We start from the raw sequence: 18,563 nt of genomic DNA, 5'->3' as shown, positions 1-18,563 counted from the left end.
GCCTCAATCTCCCGTCAGCGTTACGCCACGGGCGATGGCCAGGCGGCAGTCCGTCACGATGCGCTTAACAAGCTCGGCGCAAGTCGGCACATCATCGATCAGGCCGATGGTTTGCCCGGCCCAGACCAACCCACCGTTCACATCCCCGCTTTCCAGGGCGGCACGCCCACGCGCGCCGGCCACCAGTGGTCTGATGTCCTCGAAGGTGGAGCCCGCCTGACGCTCGATCTCGACCACTTCTTCCGACACAGCGTTGCGGAACACGCGACCGGTGTTGTTGAAGGGCCGGAAAATGAGCTTCGTGTCCCGCTCATTACCCGCCGCAAGCGCGGCCTTGATGTCCTCGTGGATCGGCGCTTCCTTGGTCAGCATGAAGCGTGTGCCCATGTTGATCCCCTCTGCGCCCAGCATCAGGGCTGCGGCCATCCCGCGGCCATCGGCGATACCGCCCGAGGCGATGACGGGAATGCGCAGGGCGGCACTGGCGGCACGTATGAGCACGAGCCCCGGCACGTCATCCTCGCCGGGATGCCCTGCCGCCTCGAACCCATCGATGCTGATCGCATCGACGCCGGCGCGCTCTGCCGACAGCGCATGGCGAACCGAGGTGCACTTGTGGATGATCTTCACCCCGGCCGACTTGAATCGCTCGATGAAATCGGCAGGACTGCGCCCAGCGGTTTCCACCACCTTCACGCCACTCTCGATGATCGCCGTCACGTAATCCGCGTAGGGAGGCGGAGTGGTAGTCGGCAGGATGGTGAGGTTCACGCCGAACGGCTGGTCCGTCAGGGAACGGCAGCGCGCGATCTCCGCCGCCAGGGCGTCGGGCGTCGGCTGAGTCAGTGCGGTCAGCACACCCAGCGCACCTGCGTTGGAAACCGCGCTTGCCAGCTCGGCTCGCCCCACCCATTGCATGCCACCCTGAATGATCGGATAGCGCGTTCCCGTCAATTCCGTAACTCTCGTATGCATAAAGACCCCACCAGGCTGTCATGTAAGTTGTTCGAGTCGCACGTATCCGTCCGCGCCGAAGCGGCCCGGATACAGGTCATCTACTTTAGATAACGTTAGTTATTTTATTTTTCGTGAACCACCGCTGCAAGGACCGTTCAACCCGGAGCCGAAGCTCCGGGTGAAAGGCAGCGGCAATCGTGCCAAAGACCAGACCTGTCCTTAAGGCGCCTGCACCGGGATGACACCGCGTCGGGAGAACAGCAGCGGAGCGTCCCGCCCGGTGAAGAGCGCCGCCGTCAGCGAAACGCCATCGGCGGTCCGCTGTTCCTCGAAGGTGCGGCCGCTATCGGGGCTGTTCACCATCAGGCCATCGAGGCCGACCGCGACCACGTGCGGTCCAGACACCGCGATCGACGTGATCGAGCTCTTGCCCTCCAGGGCGACGCGCTGCCAGGACGCACCGTCCGCCGAACCGTGCAGCAGGGTGCCGCGTTGACCGCCGACCAGCAGGCTGCCGTCGGCCAATACCGCCCCGCTCCACAAGGTGCCCTCGTAGCCGGTGTCCAGGTAGCGCCAGGTCTTGCCACGGTCATCGGAGCGCAGCAGTTGGCCCCGCTCGGCGGTGGCGTAAAGGCTGCCGTGCCCATCGGCGAACAGGCCCATCAGGTTGAGATCGGCGCGGCTGTAGCCAGGCGGCGCTTCCAGGGTCTGCTCATTCCAGGTCTTACCGCCGTCCTCGGTGGTCAGCACCAGGGACCAGAGCCCCACGGCGACGCCCTGCCGCGCATCGAAGAAATGCACGGCGAACAGCGGCCGGTCTTCTTCGCTGGACAGGCGCTGGATGTCCCAGGTCTCGCCACCGTCGGCGCTGGCCAGGATCGTCCCCCACTGGCCCACCGCCCAGCCGTGATTGGCGTCGGCAAAGCTGACGCCGGTGAGCAAGGTCGACACCGGTACGGACCGTGCCTGGCGGAAGCTCCGCCCCTGATCGTCGGACAGGAGGATCATGCCGTGGTCACCCACCGCCACCAGCCGATCCGCAGCGCGGGAAGCGCCCAGCAGCATGGCCTGGGCGGCAGTCGCCGAGGGAACCGCCGCCACCGGCGGCAGCACGGCGCCCTGCCCGGAGGCCAGGGGCAATAGGCCCGCCAGCGCGGCGGCCAGGAGTGTGTTCAGGTATCCCATGTTGTGCTCCTCAATGCGCCAGCGCGCCGATCATGCGCACCGGGCGCTTGCGCGGGAACACCCGCTCCAGCCACACGGCGAAGGCCGGCAGCACCGTCATGGCCATGACCATGTTGACCATGAACATGAAGGCCAGCAGCTTGCCCATGTCAGCCTGGAACTTGAGGTCGGAGAAGGCCCAGGTGGCCACGCCGACCGCCAGGGTGATGGCGGTGAAGATGGTCGCCACGCCCACTTCCAGCAGCGAATGCTCCACCGCCTTGACGATGGGCTGGCCGTGGGCCTGGTGCAGCTGGATGCGGTTGTAGATGTAGAAGGCGTAATCCACGCCAATGCCCACGGCCAGGACCATCACCGGCAAGGTGGCGATGGTCAGGCCGATCTGCAGCTCCTTCATGAACCAGTAGCCGATGAAGGTGCCGATGGTCAGCGGCAGGCAGCACACCAGCACCGCACGCAGGTCGCGATAGACGACGAACACCAGCAGGGCGATGGCGGCGTAGACGTAGAGCAGCATCGGTGTCTCGCTCTTCTCCACCTCCTCGTTGATGGCTGCGATCACCCCGGCATTGCCCGAGGCCAGCCGAACCGCGATGCCCGGCATGGGGTATTCGCTGCGGAAGGCCTTGGCGGCCTCGATCACCCGGTGGATGGTGGTGGCCTTGTGGTCCGCCAGGTACAGGTGCACGGCAGTCATGCTGCAATCGCCACGCATCAGCCCCGGAATGCGCGCCACTTCGGCAGCCAGGGAGGAATAGTTCATCGGGTCGATGGGCACCGCACTCATCTTCGGGTTGCCTTCGTTGTAGCCCTCGTTGAACTGGCGCATCGCGGTGGAGAAAGAAGCCACCGAGAGCACGCCGGGCACGCCCTCCATCGCCCAGACAAAGCGGTCCTGGTACTGCCCGAGTGCAACGTCTTCGCAAGCTACCGCGCCGCCCTCCCCGGCCTCCTCCGGGCGGGCCTCGAATACCACGCTGAGCCAGTCGAGGCCGATGTCGTAGTTGCTGGCGATGGCCACCGCGTCCAGGTTGAAGCGCGAGTCCTCGCGCAGCTCCGGCGCACCCGCCTGGAGGGAGCCGACGACGCGGTCGTGGCTCTGCCAGACCGCCGTGGCGAACACCAGCAAGGCAACCACCAGAACCAGACGCGCCTTTCGCCATTCCGCCAGTTTCGCCAGGCCGTGCAGCCAGCGGGTGCGCCGCTCGCGGGACTTCTCCTCGGCGGCGGCGTAGTTGCCGTCGACCTTCAGCATCGAGGCCACCAGCGGCAGCATCACCAGGTTGGTGATGATCTTGAAGGCCACGCCCAGTGACGCGGTGATGGCCAGCTCACGCACCATCGGAATGGGGATCAGCACCAGCGTCACGAAGGAGACGAAGGCCGTCACCAGCGCCAGGGTGCCGGGAATCAGCAGACCGATGAAGCTGGAGCGTGCCGCCGCCTCGACGCTCTTGCCGACTGCGATTTCGCGGACGATGAAGTTGATCTGCTGCACGCCATGGGAGACGCCGATGGCGAACACCAGGAACGGCACCAGCACCGCCAGCGGGTCGAGGCCGTAGCCCAGCAGGCGCAGGCTGCCGAACTGCCAGACCAGCGAGGCCATCGAGCAGCCCAGGGCCAGCAAGGTGAAGCGCAGTGAGTGGCAGTACCAGTAAACCGCCGCCGCTGTCAGCAGCAGGGCCAGCAGGCAGAACTCCAGCACTGCCGAGGCGCCGTCGGCGATATCGCCGATCTGCTTGGCGAAACCGATGATCTGGATTTCAAAGCCGGCGTCCTCGAACTGCTGGCGAATCTGCTTCTCCAGCACCCCGTTGTAGGCCACGTAGTCCAGGCGCTCGCCCTTGGCGTCGTACTCGTTGAGCTCGGCGGTGATCATCGCGCTGGTCTGGTCGCGGGACACCAGGGTGCCGATGAAACCGCCCTGGGCGGTGGAGTTGGCAATCCTGCCGATGATCTCGGCGTCCAGGCGTTCCGGGGTTACCGTTCCCGGCACCAGCGGATCGGCGCGAAAGCCTTCCTCGGTGATCTCGTTGACGAAGGCGTTGGGCGTCCACAGGGAACGCACGCTGCTGCGCGAAACGCTGGGCAGGAAGATCACCGCCTGGGTGACGTCGTACAGGCGCTTCAGCGCCGCCTCGGTCCAGATATTGCCCTGGCGAGCCTTGACCACAATGGTCAGGCGGTTCGCCCCCAGCAGGTCTTCGCGGTACTGCTCGAAGGTGTCCACGTACTCGTGGCCGATGGGCAACTGCTTCTCGAAGCCGGCATCCATGCGCAGTTGCACGGCGAACCAGGCCATGCCCAGGGTGAAGAGCGCGAGCACCGCCAGCACCAGCCGGCGATGCCCGAACAAAGCGTCCTCGATGCGCGGCAGGACGCCGCGCACCGGGATTTCCGACAGCTTTACAGAACTGTTCACAACAGGCCTCACAGAGAACGCGAAATCACGACGCCAACATAGTCACGGTCACGCAGCAGCTGGTCATAGGGCGTGTCGCCCCCCATGAACTTCGCGTAGTTGAAGTTGACCTGCCAACTCGCGGGGTTACGCGCGAAATTCAGGTACAGGTTCATGCTGCTGGAGTCTTCGGTGAAGGTCATCGCCAGGTTCGGCGTCCGCCCGCCCAGGGACCGCGAATAGAAGATCCCCGGCGTGACCTGCCAGCCCGGAATCAACGTACCGTCATAGGTGAGGCTCAGATCGAGGTTGATGCCCTTGGACGTCTTGTCACCCTTGGCCGTGGGCGGAGTGGCTGGGTCCAGCTGCCAGGTGTAGGCACCCGGTGCGACGGGTTCGCCGTCGAACTCGTCATGCAGGCCCGGGTAGTGGATCACCACCAGCTCGGTCAGCAAGGTGCCGGTGCTCGCGCCGGTGAAATCCAGCAGCGCGGGCGAGTTGGAGGGCGTCATGCTGTAAAGGCCGGTCAGGTGCCACTGGAACTTTTTCTCGTCCTTCCAGCATTCACCGCCATTGTTGGCACAGAGGTCGACAGCGGCGTTGAGCGGCACCGCGTCCTTGGGTCGGTAGGAGAGTTCCGTGCCGACGGCCCAGTCGCCGATCGGCATGTTAGCGCTGATGCCGTAGAGCATGCGGTCTTCCGGATAGACCCATTCCTGTGCCACCGAGAAGGTGTCGGGGTCCAGCAGCTGCATGGTCAGCGACGGCAGTTTGTCGTGGTAGCGCATCACATAGAGGCCGTAGTTGACGTCACTGTCCTCCGGCTGCCAGCGCAGCGAGACGCCCCACTGCCCGCTGTCGCGCGCGTCCTCGTCGACGAAACCGTAGGATTCCATGCCCTTGCCCAGGGCCTGGGTCGTGGACCAGTAGCTGCCAACCGGCGGCACTTCACTCTTGTTCCAGCCGAACTGGTAGTAGGCCTCGACGTTCAGGCCGGAGCCCAGGCCCGAGGCGACGCTGAGCATCGGGGCCGGCAGCACGGCCTCCTTGAGCTGGACGCCAGGGCGCGCGAGTGCCTGGTAGTCGTAGGCGTTGGTGGCGTTGATCCCGCCCACCACGAACAGGCTCTCGCCCCAGTTGATCACCTGGTTACCCAGGCGCGCGCGGACTCGCTGGTCGCCCACATCGAAGCTCTTGCTCACCCACAGGTCGAGCAGGCGCGCCTTGAATTCCAGGTCATCACGAGCCGCGTCGGTCAGCCCGTCGCTGCCGACACTCGGTGGCGTATTGAACGACAGCGCGCCAGTGGTATCGCTGGCAGCGAAATCGCGAATCCAGCTACCACGGGCCATGAAGGTGAAGTCCTCGGGCAGCTTCAGCAGCAGCTCGTGAGTGCCCTTGAGGTAATTGGTGAACAGGTCGCCCTTGTCATAGTTCAGGTTGCCCTGGTCACCGATGCTGGAGGTTTGCGCCAGGCAACCGGCGGGCGGATGGTGCCCAGTGGCGCCTTCATTGATCAGGTTGCAGCCCTGGGACTCGGTACGCAGCCCCATGCCGTAGGAAATGGTGGAGTCGAACGAGCCCCGGATGTTTTCGGTTTCAAAGGTGAACCCCATCGCCAGGGGAGTCACGCACGCAATAGCAAGGCCTGAAGCTTTTGTGATTGTTCTTTTCATGTTGGCTCTCGATCGGCAAGGACTCAGCGTTCGCTGATGGCACGCAGGTTGTCGGAGGTGTAGAAGTCGCGCTTCAGGCGGGGATTACCGGCGTTCTCGGTGAGCCAGCGGTGGTCTTTCTTGCCCACGCCGATGGAGGTCATGTCGTAGAGGTAGCGGCCGTCCACCAGGTTGTATTGGGCCTGGGCTTCCATGTCGCAGGTGCCGGTCTCGTACACGGGGATGGTGTAGCCCTCACGGACCTTCCAGATCTGACCTTGCTTGTCGTAATCGACCGCCATCAGGCCGTTCCAGCTGTCTTCATCGATGTAGAACACGCGCTTCGGTGCCTGGTGGCGCATGCCCTGGCGCACATTGGCCTCGACCACCCAGACACGGTGCAACTCGTAGCGGCGGTATTCCGGTGCAATGGCGTCCGGCTTGGCCACTTCCTCGATCTTCGCGGAGGCGTCATAGGCGCCGAAGGCGTTGTAGGGCACCAGCAGCTCCTGCTTGCCCACCAGTTTCCAGTCGAAGCGGTCCATCGGCCCGAAGAAGATGTTCGATTCGTCGATGGTGTACTGGTTGTCGAGACCGATCTGCGGGGCGTCGTAGGAGTACGACGGCATCCGGCGCACGCGACGCTGGCCGGGGAAGTAGTAGAAGGTGGTCGCCTGTTCGCCGGCCTTGGTGGAAATGACGCCGGACTGGCCCGCCAGGGCGGCGGGTTCCATGTAGGAGAAGTAGGTGGAGCTCTCCAGTCGATCGACGGAGGAGAACAGCTGGCTGCCCTTCTCACCCCAGGGCGTGTAAATGAACCAGTCGGTGGAGGTCCGCAACCAGTCCCCGCCGCCCTTGCGTGGCGATAGCCCGGATACGGTCTTGGACATGTCGAAGCCAACGCCGCGATAACGCATCTTCATGTTCCACATCACCTCCGCACCGGTGGTGGGCTGCGGGAACGGGATGCCGGGGACGTGGGCTTCCTCGAGGGCAACGCCGCTGGCGTCGAGCTTGGCGAAGCCGACGTTCTTCTTGGTGTTTTCGGCCACGAAATCCGGCACGCCGCAGCTGCGACGGGTCGGGTACACGTCCATGCGATAGCCCGGGATCTTCTTGAACAGTTCCAACTGGCCGGGGGACAGCTTGCTCGCATACTGCGCGACGTTGTTCCCATCGATGCTGTAGAGCGGCTTGTCGTCCTTGAACTTCCAGTGCTGGCCGCGCACCTGGCCGTAGCTCCAACCCGAGTCCTGCTGACCGGGCGGCGTCCAGGCCGGGATCACCCCATCGGCGCTCGCCGCAACCTCTCCGCCCAACGGTGTCAGCGTGGCGCCCAACCGGGATGCATCGCTCTCCGCAGCCTGAACCGAACAGAAGGCGGCCGATGCCGCGAGCGCTACCAGCAGTTGCCTGACTCCACCCGCGGTGGAGTTGCCGATATCGGGGCGCTGAATCACGTCTTTCATTGGAAGGTCCTCATGGGGCTTTAACCGGCGACCGGAGCTTCCTGGAAGGAAGAATCGGGCTGTGCCAGACTTCTGGTCATTCGACTTGGTCAAATGACCAAGTCAGCCGATCAAAGCAATCCATGTGCCAACCAAGTAAAACTTATATTTGTCCTTTAATATCAGCTAGTTATCATTTTTATAACAACTGTAACGTGATACTTGACAACCCAGTCGTGCACCAGCTTCTTTCAGGTACACGCACCAACATGGGAATTTACGAAACGATTGTTACCGTATTTCTCCAAGCCAGGTGGAGAGACGCCATCACCGGATACATATCGCTCCATGACGCCGCGAGGGGGCATGGGGTAGCATCCGCCGGCGCTGCCCCAGCCTGGGCATCAGCGGCGTAGCGACAGGAACGGAGAATCTTTCATGGCCAGAGTGGGCGCCGAACTACGCAGACAGGACTTCGTGAAAGCGACGGTCAAGGTGATTGCCGAGCACGGTGTGGCCAATGCCACCACGAGGCGCATTGCTGCCGCCGCAGGATGTCCCCTCGCCTCGCTCCACTATGTATTCCGCACCAAGGACGAGCTCCTGTACGCGGTTTACGAATCGCTCTTCAGCCTGCCGCAGCAGTCCCTCGACCAGGTACCCGCTGGCACCACTGCGTCAGAGACGGCGGCCGGAATGTTGCGCCAAGTGGTCAACTGGTTCTCAACCAATCCGGATCTGGCCCGGGCGCAATCCGAGCTCTTCATCTGGGCCATGCGCAACAGACCCGAGATGGCAAGCAAGATCTACTCGGTGAGCACCGAGGCAACGGAACATGCCATCGAACGTGCCGTTGGTGAGCAGCTCGACAAGACTGCCTTGAAAGCCATCAGCCGCCTGCTCATCCAGCTGTTCGATGGCCTGCTCGTCGCCTGGTCCGCCCATGGCGACCGGGAGCGACTGCAGGCGGAAACGGAGACCGCCTGCCGGGCGCTGGCCTTTCTGGTGAGCAGCCACTCCCTCACGCCCGCGCCATAGTCAGGCGCCGGATATTTCCCGGAAGGGGTGAACCTGCCCCCGCCCCACCGCAGGGTGCGCTGCGGGATCGGCTCCCGCGCAACTACACTGATTGCTGGACCCTGCCCATTGTCCCTCCACGGACAGGGTGTCCAGCGGCGGTAAGTCTGGCGAGCTCGCATTCGAACCCGCGCTGACCCGAGGGGAGGAGCCGGGAAATGACCGTTCGTCAGACACGTGCAAACCTTGACCCCCGACCCGATCCGGAACTCGACGGCTACCTCAGGCTGGCAGCCATCGCCTGCCAGGTTCCGATCGCCCTGCTCGGCTTCCTCAATGCCGAGCGGGAATGGTTCGCGGCCCAGTACGGGCTGGAATGCGGCGAGATACCACGACAACTTTCACTGAGTACCGCCGTGGCAGAAGCTGGGCAGCTATTGCATGTGCCCGACGCCCGTACCAGTGAACGGTTGAGCCATTGTCGCCTGGTGACCGGCCCACCCCACGTCAGGTGTTTCGCTGGTATCCCGATCGAAGTGCCCGAACAGGGCATTGTCGGCGTCCTCTCGGTCGCTGACACCCAGGCCCGAGACCTCGATGCGACAGGGATCGAGGCACTGCGGATTCTGGCTGACCAGATCAAGGCCCTGCTCCACCAGCGCAATTGCATGCGCAGTCTGCTGGATGCTGCTGCCAGCCGGGAGTCCAGTGCCCTCGATGATCTTCGGGAAAGCCAACGTACACTGCAGACGCTGGTGAGTAATCTGCCGGGAGTGGCCTACCGCTGCCGCAACGATCTTTCCTGGCGCCCCGAAATCGTCAGCGAGGGCTGCCTGCAGCTAACCGGATATGCCGCCTCTGATCTCGTCGACGGCACGGTGAAGATGCTGGACATCATTTACCCGGACGACCTTCCCGAGCTCCAACGCAAGGTAGCCAGGGCCTTGCAGACCGGGAGGCCGTTCCAGTCCACCTACCGTATCCGCACCGCAACGGGCGAGGTCCGCTGGGTCTGGGACAAGGGCTGCGCAGTCTACTCCGCCCAAGGGCAAGTCATTGCGCTGGAAGGCTTCTTCACTGATATCACCGAGCGCAAGCAAGCCGAGGAGTGCATCCGGCGCATGGCCTATTTCGATGAGCTTACTGGCCTGCCCAATCGGCTTTCCATGAGGAATGCCCTGAGCACAGCCATCGCCACGTCGGGAGACGCCCACACGCCCTTCGCCTTGCTGCACGTCGAAGTCGACAACGTCCGCGACATCAATGAAACCCTGGGTTACCACCAGGGGGACCGGCTATTGCAGGAAGTCGCAACAACGCTGCGGGATACGTTGCCTCCCCGAGAGACAGTCGCCCGCATTGCCGACTCATCGTTCTCGATCCTGCTTCCAGGTATGGATGCCAGTCATGCCGTGCAGACCGCACGCAAGGTCATGCAGGCGCTGAGTACGCCCCTGGAACTGGACACCCTGCTGGTATCCGCCGACTGCAGCACGGGGATCACTCTGTTCCCCGGGCATGGCAGCGACCCCGATGCGCTGTTGCGCCGGGCGAATGTAGCCCGCTATGGCGCCAGTCGCAGCACGGAAAAACTGGCGGTCTACGCGGGTTCGCTCGATAGCGACAACGCCCAGCGGCTGATCCTGATGACTGACCTGCGCCGAGCCATCGACGGCGACGAGTTGCTTCTGCTGTTCCAACCCAAACTACGGATGCACTCCAGACGCGTAAGTGGTGTGGAGGCGCTGATTCGCTGGAAACATCCTGAACGAGGCTTGATGAGCCCGGGCCAGTTCATCGGTTTCGCCGAGAGCACAGGCCTGATCACGCGGCTGACTTACTGGGTGCTGGCGGCCGCCGTTCGCGAAAGCCATTCGTGGCATGGTTCAGGCCAGGCAGTGCCGATCGCCATCAATCTGTCGCCCCATGACATTCGCGACCCGCAGCTGTTCGAGCAGATATCGAGCGCGCTGGAAACCTGGGGAGGCTCCCCGGACTGGATTCAGTTCGAACTGACCGAAAGCGGCATCATGGAAGACCTGTCGGCCGCCCAGCAGGTACTCATGCAACTGCGCAAAGAGGGCTTCAAGTTGTTCATCGATGACTTTGGAACTGGCTACTCATCCCTCTCCTACCTCAGGAAACTCCCGGTCGACTACATCAAGATCGACCAGTCATTCGTGAAGGATCTCGACAACGACAGGGAGTCAGCGGCCATCGTCGAATCCATCATCAAGCTTGCCCATAGCCTGGACATCGAAGTGGTCGCTGAAGGAGTCGAGACGGCAGCGACAATGGAAATGCTCTCGAACTGGGGATGCGAGGAAGCCCAGGGGTATTGCATCAGCAAGCCGATCTCCGGACGTGACTTCCAGTCATGGAGCAAGGCCTATGCGTGAGAAAGAGCCGAGCTCATCAGCACACTGACAGCAAAAAAGAAGGGGCCAGGCGTCGATCGACGACGGGGCCCCTTAAAGGTCGCAGTCACAACTCGCTATCGCGTTACAGCTCCGCCATCCCGGTCCAGCCGCCGCCAAGGGCGCGGAACAGGTCGACAAGGGCGATCTGCCGTTCGGTGCTGGTTTCAATCAGCGCCAGTTCATTGATGAAGCTGCTGCGCTGGGCATCCAGGTAGCGCAGATGGCTATCCACCCCGCCCTCGTAACGGGCCCTGGCCAGTTTCAGGGTCTCGCTACTGGTGTCTGCCAGCGCGCGGCGGGCCGTTTCCTCGCGGCGCAGGGTATCGGTTGCCGCCAGGGCATCGGCCACGTCACGGAATGCGGTCTGGATACTGCCCTCATAAGCGGCCACGGCGGAGTCCTTGCGCACCTCGGCCAGATCCAGGTTGGCGCTGTTGCGGCCGGCATCGAAGAGCGGCAGCGTCAGGTTGGGCACGAAACTCCAGGAGCGCGAGCCACCGTCGAACAGCCCGGACATTTCCGCGCTGGAACTGCCGAAGCTACCGGTCAGGGTGATGCGCGGGAAGAACGCCGCGCGCGCTGCGCCGATGTCGGCATTGCGTGCCTTCAGGCGGTGCTCGGCGGCCAGGATGTCGGGGCGTCGTTCGATCAGTTCGGACGAGGTACCGGGGGCGATGTCCTGCAACACCCGCAACCCGTCCGGTGACGCCGCCGGAATCGCCGCAGCCGCATTTGGCGTGCCCAGCAGCAGCACCAGGGCGTTGAATGCCTGCTGCTTCTGCCGCTGGTTGCGCTCCAGTTCGGCGCGGGACTGTTCCACCAGCCCCAGCGCCTCCTGATAGTCCAGCGCGGTGGCGGCACCGGCGCTGCGGCGCTGCTCGATCAGTACGAAGGAATCCTCGCGGCTGGCCAGGGTGCGATGGGTCAGTTCCAGGCGCTGCTGCGCGCCGGCATAGGTCAGGTAAGCCTGGCTGACCTCGGCCACCAGGGCGATCCGCGCGCTGCGTCCGGCCTCTTCGCTGGCCAGGTACTGCTCCAGCGCCGAGTCGGTCAGGCTGTTCACCCGACCGAACAGGTCCAGTTCGTACTCGGGCAGGGTAAGGCCGACCTGATAGCTGCTGCCGACATCCGTCGCGCCAGTCGTGGACAGGTCCCCCGGCAGGCGCTGGCGATTGCCCGAGGCGCCGGCGGCAAGGCCCGGCACCTGGTCGGCACGCTGGATACGGTACTGCGCGCGGGCCTGCTCGATGTCCAGCAACGTCTGGCGCAAGGAACGGTTGTTGTCCAGGGCGACGCCCACCAGGCGGCGCAGCTCGGCGTCGATGATGAAAGCCTGCCAGTCGAGGCCACCGACCTCGGCGCCGGCCTGATCGCTGGCGGTATTCCAGGCCTGGGCCACGGGTGCTTCGGGACGCTCGTAGGTCGGCGCCAGGGAACATCCACCGAGGGACAGGGCGAACACCAGCGCCGAAACGATAAAGACGGAATTGCGCATGGCGATCACTCCAAGGCCTGGGCCGGTTGTTCGACGGCGGTGGGTTTGCGTCGTAGCAGCGACAACACCCAGACAAAACAGATGGGCACGAAGACCACCCCCAACATGGTGGCGCCGAGCATGCCGCCGATCACCCCGGTGCCGATGGCGCGCTGGCTGGCGGCACCGGCGCCCGTGGCCAGGGTCAGCGGCACCACGCCGAGGATGAAGGCCAGGGACGTCATGACGATGGGGCGGAAGCGCAGGCGAGCGGCTTCGATGGCGGCCTCGCGCAGGCTGCGTCCCTGCTCCCAGAGCTCCTTGGCAAACTCGACGATGAGGATCGCGTTCTTCGCCGCCAGACCAATGATGGTGATCAGGCCAACCTTGAAGTACACGTCGTTGGGCAGGCCGGCGACTATCACCGCCAGCACTGCACCCAGCGCACCAATCGGCACGATCAGCATCACCGTCAGTGGGATCGACCAGCTCTCGTAGAGCGCCACCAGCACCAGGAATACGACCAGGATCGCCAGGGCGAACAGCTGCGACGCCTGACCGCTGGCGACCTTTTCCTGGTAGGAGAGTCCCGTCCACTCGTAACCGATACCGGCCGGCAGCTGGGCTACCAGACGCTCCATCTCGGCCATGGCCTCGCCGGTGCTGACGCCGTACATGGTGTCTCCGGCGATGCGGATGGACGGGTAACCGTTGTAGCGCACGATCTGCACCGGCCCCTCTTCCCAGTGGCTGGTGACGAAAGTGGACAGCGGCAGCTGCTCACCCTTGGCATTGGGCACATATAGCTGGAGCACGCTCTCTGGAGTCATCCGCGCGCCCTGCTCCGCCTGCACGACCACGCGCTGCTGGCGGCCCGAGTTGGAGAAGTCGTTGATCACCGCCGAACCGAAGGCGGTGGACAGGGTGGCATTGATGGAATCGAAGCTCACGCCGTGAGCGCGGGCCTTCTCGCGGTCGATATCGAGGCGTAGCTGCGGAGCCTCCGCCAGGCCCTCCATCATGGCGTAGAGAATCTTGGGGTTGCCGTTGGCCTGGCCGAGCAGTTGGTCACGGGCGGCCAGCAGGGCCTCACGCCCCAGTCCGCCGCGGTCTTGCAGGCGGAGGGCGAAACCACCGGAGTTGCCCAGGCCATCGATGGGCGGAGGCATGACCGCCATTACGGCCCCGTCGCCCGGTACTGCGAAATGCTCGTTCACCGCGGCTGTTTCCGCCTCGGCGGATTGCTCCTTGCCGCGCAGGGACCAGTCCTTGAAGGTGGGGAACGCCAGGGCGGCGTTCTCACCCATCCCGGAAAAGCTGAAACCCATCACCAGGAAAGTGGAGGCGACCGCCTCGCGGGACTGCAGGAAGCGCTCTAGCTCCTGGGCAGTGGCGTCGGTGCGCACGCGGGAAGCCCCGGGCGGCAGCTGCATGTCGACGATGTTGTAGCCCTGGTCCTCCACCGGCACGAAGGATTCCGGTAGGCGGAGGTAGAAAAAGCCCAGCAGCGCGACGATGCCCAGGTACACCAGCATGAAACGCCCTGCCCGCTGCACCAGCCCGTGGTTGAGCAGCGTGTAGCGCTCGGTCAGGCGTTCGAAGGCACGGTTGAAAGCGCCAAAGAAGCCGCCCTTCTCGTGGTGCCCCTGGGGAATTGGCTTGAGCAGCGTGGCGCACAACGCCGGAGTGAACGTCAGTGCCAGGAAGCCGGAGAACAGGATCGATACCGCCAGCGACAGCGAGAACTGCTGGTAGATGACGCCCACGGAACCGGCCATGAAGGCCAGCGGCAGGAAGACCGCCGCCAACACAACGGTGATCCCGATGATGGCGCCGGACACCTGCCCCATGGCCTTGACCGTGGCAGCCACCGGGGACAGCCCCTCCTCCGCCATTATCCGCTCGACGTTCTCGACGACCACGATGGCATCGTCTACCAGGATGCCGATGGCCAGCACCATGCCGAACATGGTCATCATGTTCACCGAGAAGCCCAGCAGGTACATGATCGCCAGCGTGCCCAGCAGGCACACCGGCACCACGATCGACGGGATCAGGGTGTAGCGGACGTTCTGCAGGAACAGGAACATCACCAGGAACACCAGCACCATGGCTTCGAGCAGGGTGTAGATCACCTTCTCGATGGCCACTTCGACGAAGCGCGAGGTGTCGTAGGGAACCGAGTACTCCACATCGCTGGGGAAGTTCACCGACAGCTCGACCAGGCGCTGCTTGACCGCTTCGGCGGTCTGGATGGCGTTCGCCCCCGGTGACAGCTGGATGGCGCCGGCAACTGCCTGCTTGCCGTTCAGACGGGAAGAGAAGTTGTAGCTCTCGCTGCCGATCTCGATGCGAGCCACATCGGCGAGGGTGACCGTGGAGCCATCGGCGTTGGCTCGCAGGACAATGCGACCGAACGCCTCCGGGCTATCCAGGGTGCCCTTGACCGCGAGCACCGCCGTAAGCTCCTGCTGAGCGCTGCCGGGAGAACTGCCGAAGCTGCCGGCGGGAACCTGCACGTTCTGCGCGGCGATGGCCTGGTTCACATCGTCGATGGACAGGCCGTAGCTCACCAGTTTCTGCGGATCGATCCATACCCGCATGGCGGCTTCGGAGGAGAAGAACTGCAACTTGCCGACGCCGGGTACCCGACGCAGTTCGTTGTTGATGTTGCGCGCAACGTAATCACCCAATGCGGTGGTGTCGACGTGCTCGGAACCTTCCTTGTAGTTCAGCGCGTAAATGAGCAGGAAACCGGCGCTGGTCTGCTCCACCTGGATCCCCTGGGTCAGCACGGGCTGCGGCATGCGCGCCTCGGCCTTCTTCAGCCGGTTCTGCACGTCCACCTGGGCCAGTTGCGGGTCGGTGCCCGGCTGGAAGGTGACGACGATTTCGGCAATCCCGTTGGAGTTGTTCGTGGATTCGAAGTAGAGCAGGCCTTTGGCGCCATTGAGGGACTCTTCGACCACACTGGTCACGGACTCCACCAGCACCTTGGCAGAAGCGCCCGGATAGGTTGCTGTGATGGTGATCTGTGGCGGTGCCACATTTGGGTATTGGGCCACCGGCAGCAGCGGAATGACCAGCAGCCCTGCCAGGGAGATGAACAGCGCCACAACCCAGGCGAAATTGGGGCGCATGATGAAGAACTTGGACATTGAACGATCCTCGCGGCGTATCCGCCCTTACTGACGTGCGGCCTGTTGCGCCTGCGGCTCTTGCTCCTGATGCGCGACCACCTGGGCACCTGGCTGCAGGCCGGTCATACCGCTGACGATGATCTGGTCACCCGGCTGCAGCCCTTCACGGATCTGCCAGCGGGAGTCCTGCATCGCGCCGGTCTTCACACCGCGCACTTCGGCCCGTCCGTCTGCGCCGATCACCAGCACATGAGCGGCGCCATCCGGCCCCCGCTGCACCGCGCGCTGTGGTACCAGGATCGCCTGCTGATCGAGCCCTTGGGGGGCACGCACGCGCACATACATGCCCGGCAGCAGGACACCCTCCGGGTTGGCGAACTTGCCACGCAAGACGACCTGGCCCGTACTCGGGTCTACCGTCACATCGGTGAACATCAGGGAGCCTTTGGCCTCGTACTGAGTGCCCTCGATCCCGAGGTTCAGCATCTGCCCCTCGCTGGAGCCGAGGCTGCCGTTGCGCAGGGCCTCACGAAGCCGCAGCACCTCGGCGGCGGACTGGGTGAAGTCGACATAGATCGGGTCCAGTTGCTGGATGCGCGCCAGGAGCGTGGCATCGCCCTGCCCCACCAGCGCACCCTCGGTCACCAGAGCCCGGCCGATACGTCCGGAAATCGGCGCACGCACCGCGGCATAACCCAGGTTCAGGTGCGCGGTTTCCAGGTCGGCCTGGGCCGTGCGCGTAGCCGCCTGGGCGCCACTCAGGTCGGCCATGGCGCTGTCGAAATCCTGCTGACTCACGGCCTCGATCTTCACCAGGGGTGCATATCGTTTGACCCGTGCCTGAGCCTCGTACAGAGACGCCTTGGCACGTGCCAGCTCGCCCTCCGCACGCGAAACTGCCGCCTTGAGCGGCGCCGGATCGATCTGGAACAGCAGGTCGCCGGCCTTCACGTCGGCACCTTCCTTGAAGCGCTTGGCCAGCACGATACCGGCGACCCGCGCGCGGACTTCGGCGACGCGCACCGGTTCGACCCTGCCTGGCAACTCCGACATCAGCATCAGCGGTTCGACAACCGCCGTCACCACAGCGACCGGACGCGGCATCTCGGCGGCAGCCTCCGGTGCATCCGCCTGGCCGCAGCCGGCCAATGCCATCGACGCCACCAGGGCACCCACCATCCCAATCACTCGTAAATCACCCATGACTCACCCACGGCTTTCTGGAAACGGCGCGAATGATCCGTTCAAAATCAAAATGAGTCAATATTGTCTCATTTGATTCTTTTGTGATTTAGTTCGTCATCATCTTTTGAAGCGCATGGGTTTTCTGCACAATGCGCGCATTCCAAAAATCGATCCGAGATCCGCTGATGTCGCTGACCGCCCAAGAAGAACGACTTCTCAAGGCCCTGGCCGTAGCCATCGTCAACCGCCCCCGCGCCACGCTGAAGGAACTGGCGGAATCTGCGGGCGTGAGCAAGGCGACGCTGCACCGCTTCTGCGGTACTCGCGACCATCTGGTGGAAATGCTGGAGCGCTATGGAGAGGCGGTGCTCAACCAGATCATCGTCTCCGCCGACCTGGAACAGGCCGAACCGCTCGATGCACTACGCCGCCTGATCGGCGATCACCTGATACACCGGGAACTGCTGGTTTTCCTGATGTTTCAGTACAGTCCCGAATTCCTCGCACCGGAGAGCGGCGGCGCACGCTGGCGATCCTACATGGAGGCCCTGGACACCTTCTTCCTGCGCGGTCAGCAACAAGGTGTCTTCCGCATCGACATTGGCGCGGCGGTATTCACCGAACTGTTCACTACTATGGTCTACGGCATGGTCGATGCCGAGCGTCGTGGCCGCGCGGCCAGCGCCGATTCTGCCAGCGTGCTGGAGCGGATGTTCCTGCACGGCGCCGGGGTCTGACCGGCACCGCAAGGAAAGGAAAGGAAAGGAAAGGAAGGTACGTAGTGTTACATGCTGGAGACCAGATGCCCCCCATCGACCGCCAGGACACTACCGGTCATGAAGGAGCCGGCCTCACTGGCCAGCAACAGGAACGGTCCTTCCAGCTCCTGCAGCTCACCGAGACGACGCATGGGCACCGTGGAGCGGATGTAGCTGTCGCCCTTGTCACCCTCGAAGAAGGCCTCGTTCATCTCAGTCTTGAAGTACCCCGGAGCGATGGCGTTGACCCGGATTCCATAGCGGGCGAATTCCAGCGCCAGCGACTTGGTCAGTTGCACCACGCCTGCCTTGGCCGCGCAGTAATGGCTGTACCCCGTCGCGACACGCAGCCCGAGGATGGACGCAACATTGACGATGCTTCCGCCGCGCCCGCTGCGAGCCATGCGTTGCGCGGCCACCTGGGCCACACGCCAGACACCGTCGAGGTTGGTCGAGAGCATGGCACGCCAGTCTTCCTCGCTGATTTCCAGCGGCCGCTGACCGCTTCCGATACCCGCGTTGTTGAGCACGACATCGACCACTCCGAAATGCGCTTCGGCCGCATCGAAAGCCGCCTCAACGCTGGCCCGACAGGTGACATCTAGGCTAACCGGCAGCACTTGGCCGTGCTCCCACTCGATGTCCGCTGCCACTTGTTGCAATCGCTCGAGACGCCGCGCAGCCAGCACCACACGGGCACCGGCACGGGAGGCCAGCCGCGCCAGGTGCGCACCGATTCCGCTGGAGGCGCCGGTAATCAGCACTACGCGATCAGCGAGGGAGAAGTTTCGGGTGTAGGGGTGAGTCATGGGAGAACCTCGAACAGATAGGACTGGCAATCTCTCTGGCCGACGAGCGAGCCAGGCGGGATGCCGGGGCGAAGATGAAGTGGGTACTGGACGCATTGCGTCGTGCAGTGA

12 protein-coding genes are annotated in these 18,563 nt (G+C 63.9%); 3 read left to right on the top strand and 9 right to left on the bottom strand.

Translation table 11 applies throughout. The features are described 5' to 3' along the window. Positions 1–3: 3 nt before the first annotated feature. From MnOB_RS04155 to MnOB_RS04135, 5 genes are all read right to left on the bottom strand, one after another. Complete coding sequence (locus tag MnOB_RS04155) at positions 4–975, bottom strand: NAD(P)H-dependent flavin oxidoreductase (protein WP_077522318.1); 972 nt, start codon at positions 973–975, stop codon at positions 4–6. Positions 976–1,176: 201 nt separating this feature from the next. Further along, on the bottom strand, positions 1,177–2,142 hold the full coding sequence (locus tag MnOB_RS04150; protein ID WP_077522316.1) for a WD40/YVTN/BNR-like repeat-containing protein: 966 nt from the start codon (positions 2,140–2,142) through the stop codon (positions 1,177–1,179). Between the two features lie 10 nt (positions 2,143–2,152). Continuing rightward, positions 2,153–4,567 carry an efflux RND transporter permease subunit gene (locus MnOB_RS04145; protein WP_077522314.1) on the bottom strand — a complete coding sequence of 805 codons (2,415 nt, stop codon included), beginning with the start codon at positions 4,565–4,567 and terminating at the stop codon, positions 2,153–2,155. 8 nt (positions 4,568–4,575) lie between these two features. Further along, a complete protein-coding gene (locus MnOB_RS04140; protein WP_352230887.1) occupies positions 4,576–6,222 on the bottom strand; it encodes a DUF1302 domain-containing protein in 1,647 nt (548 codons plus the stop codon). 23 nt (positions 6,223–6,245) lie between these two features. Beyond that, complete coding sequence (locus tag MnOB_RS04135) at positions 6,246–7,670, bottom strand: DUF1329 domain-containing protein (RefSeq protein WP_077522310.1); 1,425 nt, start codon at positions 7,668–7,670, stop codon at positions 6,246–6,248. Positions 7,671–8,087: 417 nt separating this feature from the next. Between MnOB_RS04135 and MnOB_RS04130 the strand changes: the two genes are divergently transcribed. Continuing rightward, positions 8,088–8,687, top strand: a complete 600-nt coding sequence (locus tag MnOB_RS04130; RefSeq protein ID WP_077522308.1) for a TetR/AcrR family transcriptional regulator — start codon at positions 8,088–8,090, stop codon at positions 8,685–8,687. Between the two features lie 197 nt (positions 8,688–8,884). Then, positions 8,885–11,065 (top strand): putative bifunctional diguanylate cyclase/phosphodiesterase, encoded by a 2,181-nt coding sequence (locus MnOB_RS04125; RefSeq protein WP_077522306.1) that lies wholly within the window; start codon positions 8,885–8,887, stop codon positions 11,063–11,065. Between the two features lie 103 nt (positions 11,066–11,168). On the opposite strand, the gene MnOB_RS04120 is transcribed toward MnOB_RS04125, so the two are convergent. The 3 genes from MnOB_RS04120 to MnOB_RS04110 are packed head-to-tail and all read right to left on the bottom strand — an operon-like array spanning position 11,169 to position 16,903. Then, complete coding sequence (locus MnOB_RS04120) at positions 11,169–12,581, bottom strand: efflux transporter outer membrane subunit (protein ID WP_077522304.1); 1,413 nt, start codon at positions 12,579–12,581, stop codon at positions 11,169–11,171. Between the two features lie 5 nt (positions 12,582–12,586). Next, positions 12,587–15,718, bottom strand: coding sequence for an efflux RND transporter permease subunit (locus MnOB_RS04115; RefSeq protein ID WP_077522302.1), 3,132 nt, complete (start codon positions 15,716–15,718; stop codon positions 12,587–12,589). A gap of 27 nt (positions 15,719–15,745) precedes the next feature. Then, positions 15,746–16,903: a MexC family multidrug efflux RND transporter periplasmic adaptor subunit gene (locus MnOB_RS04110; protein ID WP_077522300.1), complete on the bottom strand. Its 1,158-nt coding sequence runs from the start codon at positions 16,901–16,903 to the stop codon at positions 15,746–15,748. Between the two features lie 167 nt (positions 16,904–17,070). Here MnOB_RS04110 and MnOB_RS04105 point away from each other — a divergent pair, with 167 nt between their 5' ends. Further along, positions 17,071–17,622 carry a TetR/AcrR family transcriptional regulator gene (locus tag MnOB_RS04105; protein WP_077522298.1) on the top strand — a complete coding sequence of 184 codons (552 nt, stop codon included), beginning with the start codon at positions 17,071–17,073 and terminating at the stop codon, positions 17,620–17,622. 47 nt (positions 17,623–17,669) lie between these two features. Here MnOB_RS04105 and MnOB_RS04100 read toward each other — a convergent pair whose 3' ends face one another. Further along, complete coding sequence (locus MnOB_RS04100; protein ID WP_077522296.1) at positions 17,670–18,452, bottom strand: SDR family NAD(P)-dependent oxidoreductase; 783 nt, start codon at positions 18,450–18,452, stop codon at positions 17,670–17,672. Between the last annotated feature and the right edge of the window lie 111 nt (positions 18,453–18,563).

The sequence above is a fragment of the Metapseudomonas resinovorans genome (genome assembly GCF_002003485.1).
GTDB classification, from domain to species: domain Bacteria; phylum Pseudomonadota; class Gammaproteobacteria; order Pseudomonadales; family Pseudomonadaceae; genus Metapseudomonas; species Metapseudomonas resinovorans_D.
This window is presented reverse-complemented; position numbering and strand designations above follow the sequence as displayed.

Excerpts from the sequence above, each read along its gene's own strand:
- MnOB_RS04155 (WP_077522318.1), bottom strand. The coding sequence starts at position 975 with ATGCATACGAGAGTTACGGAATTGACGGGAACGCGCTATCCGATCATT.
- MnOB_RS04150 (WP_077522316.1), bottom strand. The coding sequence starts at position 2,142 with ATGGGATACCTGAACACACTCCTGGCCGCCGCGCTGGCGGGCCTATTG.
- MnOB_RS04140 (WP_352230887.1), bottom strand. The coding sequence starts at position 6,222 with ATGAAAAGAACAATCACAAAAGCTTCAGGCCTTGCTATTGCGTGCGTG.
- MnOB_RS04135 (WP_077522310.1), bottom strand. The coding sequence starts at position 7,670 with ATGAAAGACGTGATTCAGCGCCCCGATATCGGCAACTCCACCGCGGGT.
- MnOB_RS04130 (WP_077522308.1), top strand. The coding sequence starts at position 8,088 with ATGGCCAGAGTGGGCGCCGAACTACGCAGACAGGACTTCGTGAAAGCG.
- MnOB_RS04125 (WP_077522306.1), top strand. The coding sequence starts at position 8,885 with ATGACCGTTCGTCAGACACGTGCAAACCTTGACCCCCGACCCGATCCG.
- MnOB_RS04120 (WP_077522304.1), bottom strand. The coding sequence starts at position 12,581 with ATGCGCAATTCCGTCTTTATCGTTTCGGCGCTGGTGTTCGCCCTGTCC.
- MnOB_RS04115 (WP_077522302.1), bottom strand. The coding sequence starts at position 15,718 with ATGTCCAAGTTCTTCATCATGCGCCCCAATTTCGCCTGGGTTGTGGCG.
- MnOB_RS04110 (WP_077522300.1), bottom strand. The coding sequence starts at position 16,903 with ATGGGTGATTTACGAGTGATTGGGATGGTGGGTGCCCTGGTGGCGTCG.
- MnOB_RS04105 (WP_077522298.1), top strand. The coding sequence starts at position 17,071 with ATGTCGCTGACCGCCCAAGAAGAACGACTTCTCAAGGCCCTGGCCGTA.
- MnOB_RS04100 (WP_077522296.1), bottom strand. The coding sequence starts at position 18,452 with ATGACTCACCCCTACACCCGAAACTTCTCCCTCGCTGATCGCGTAGTG.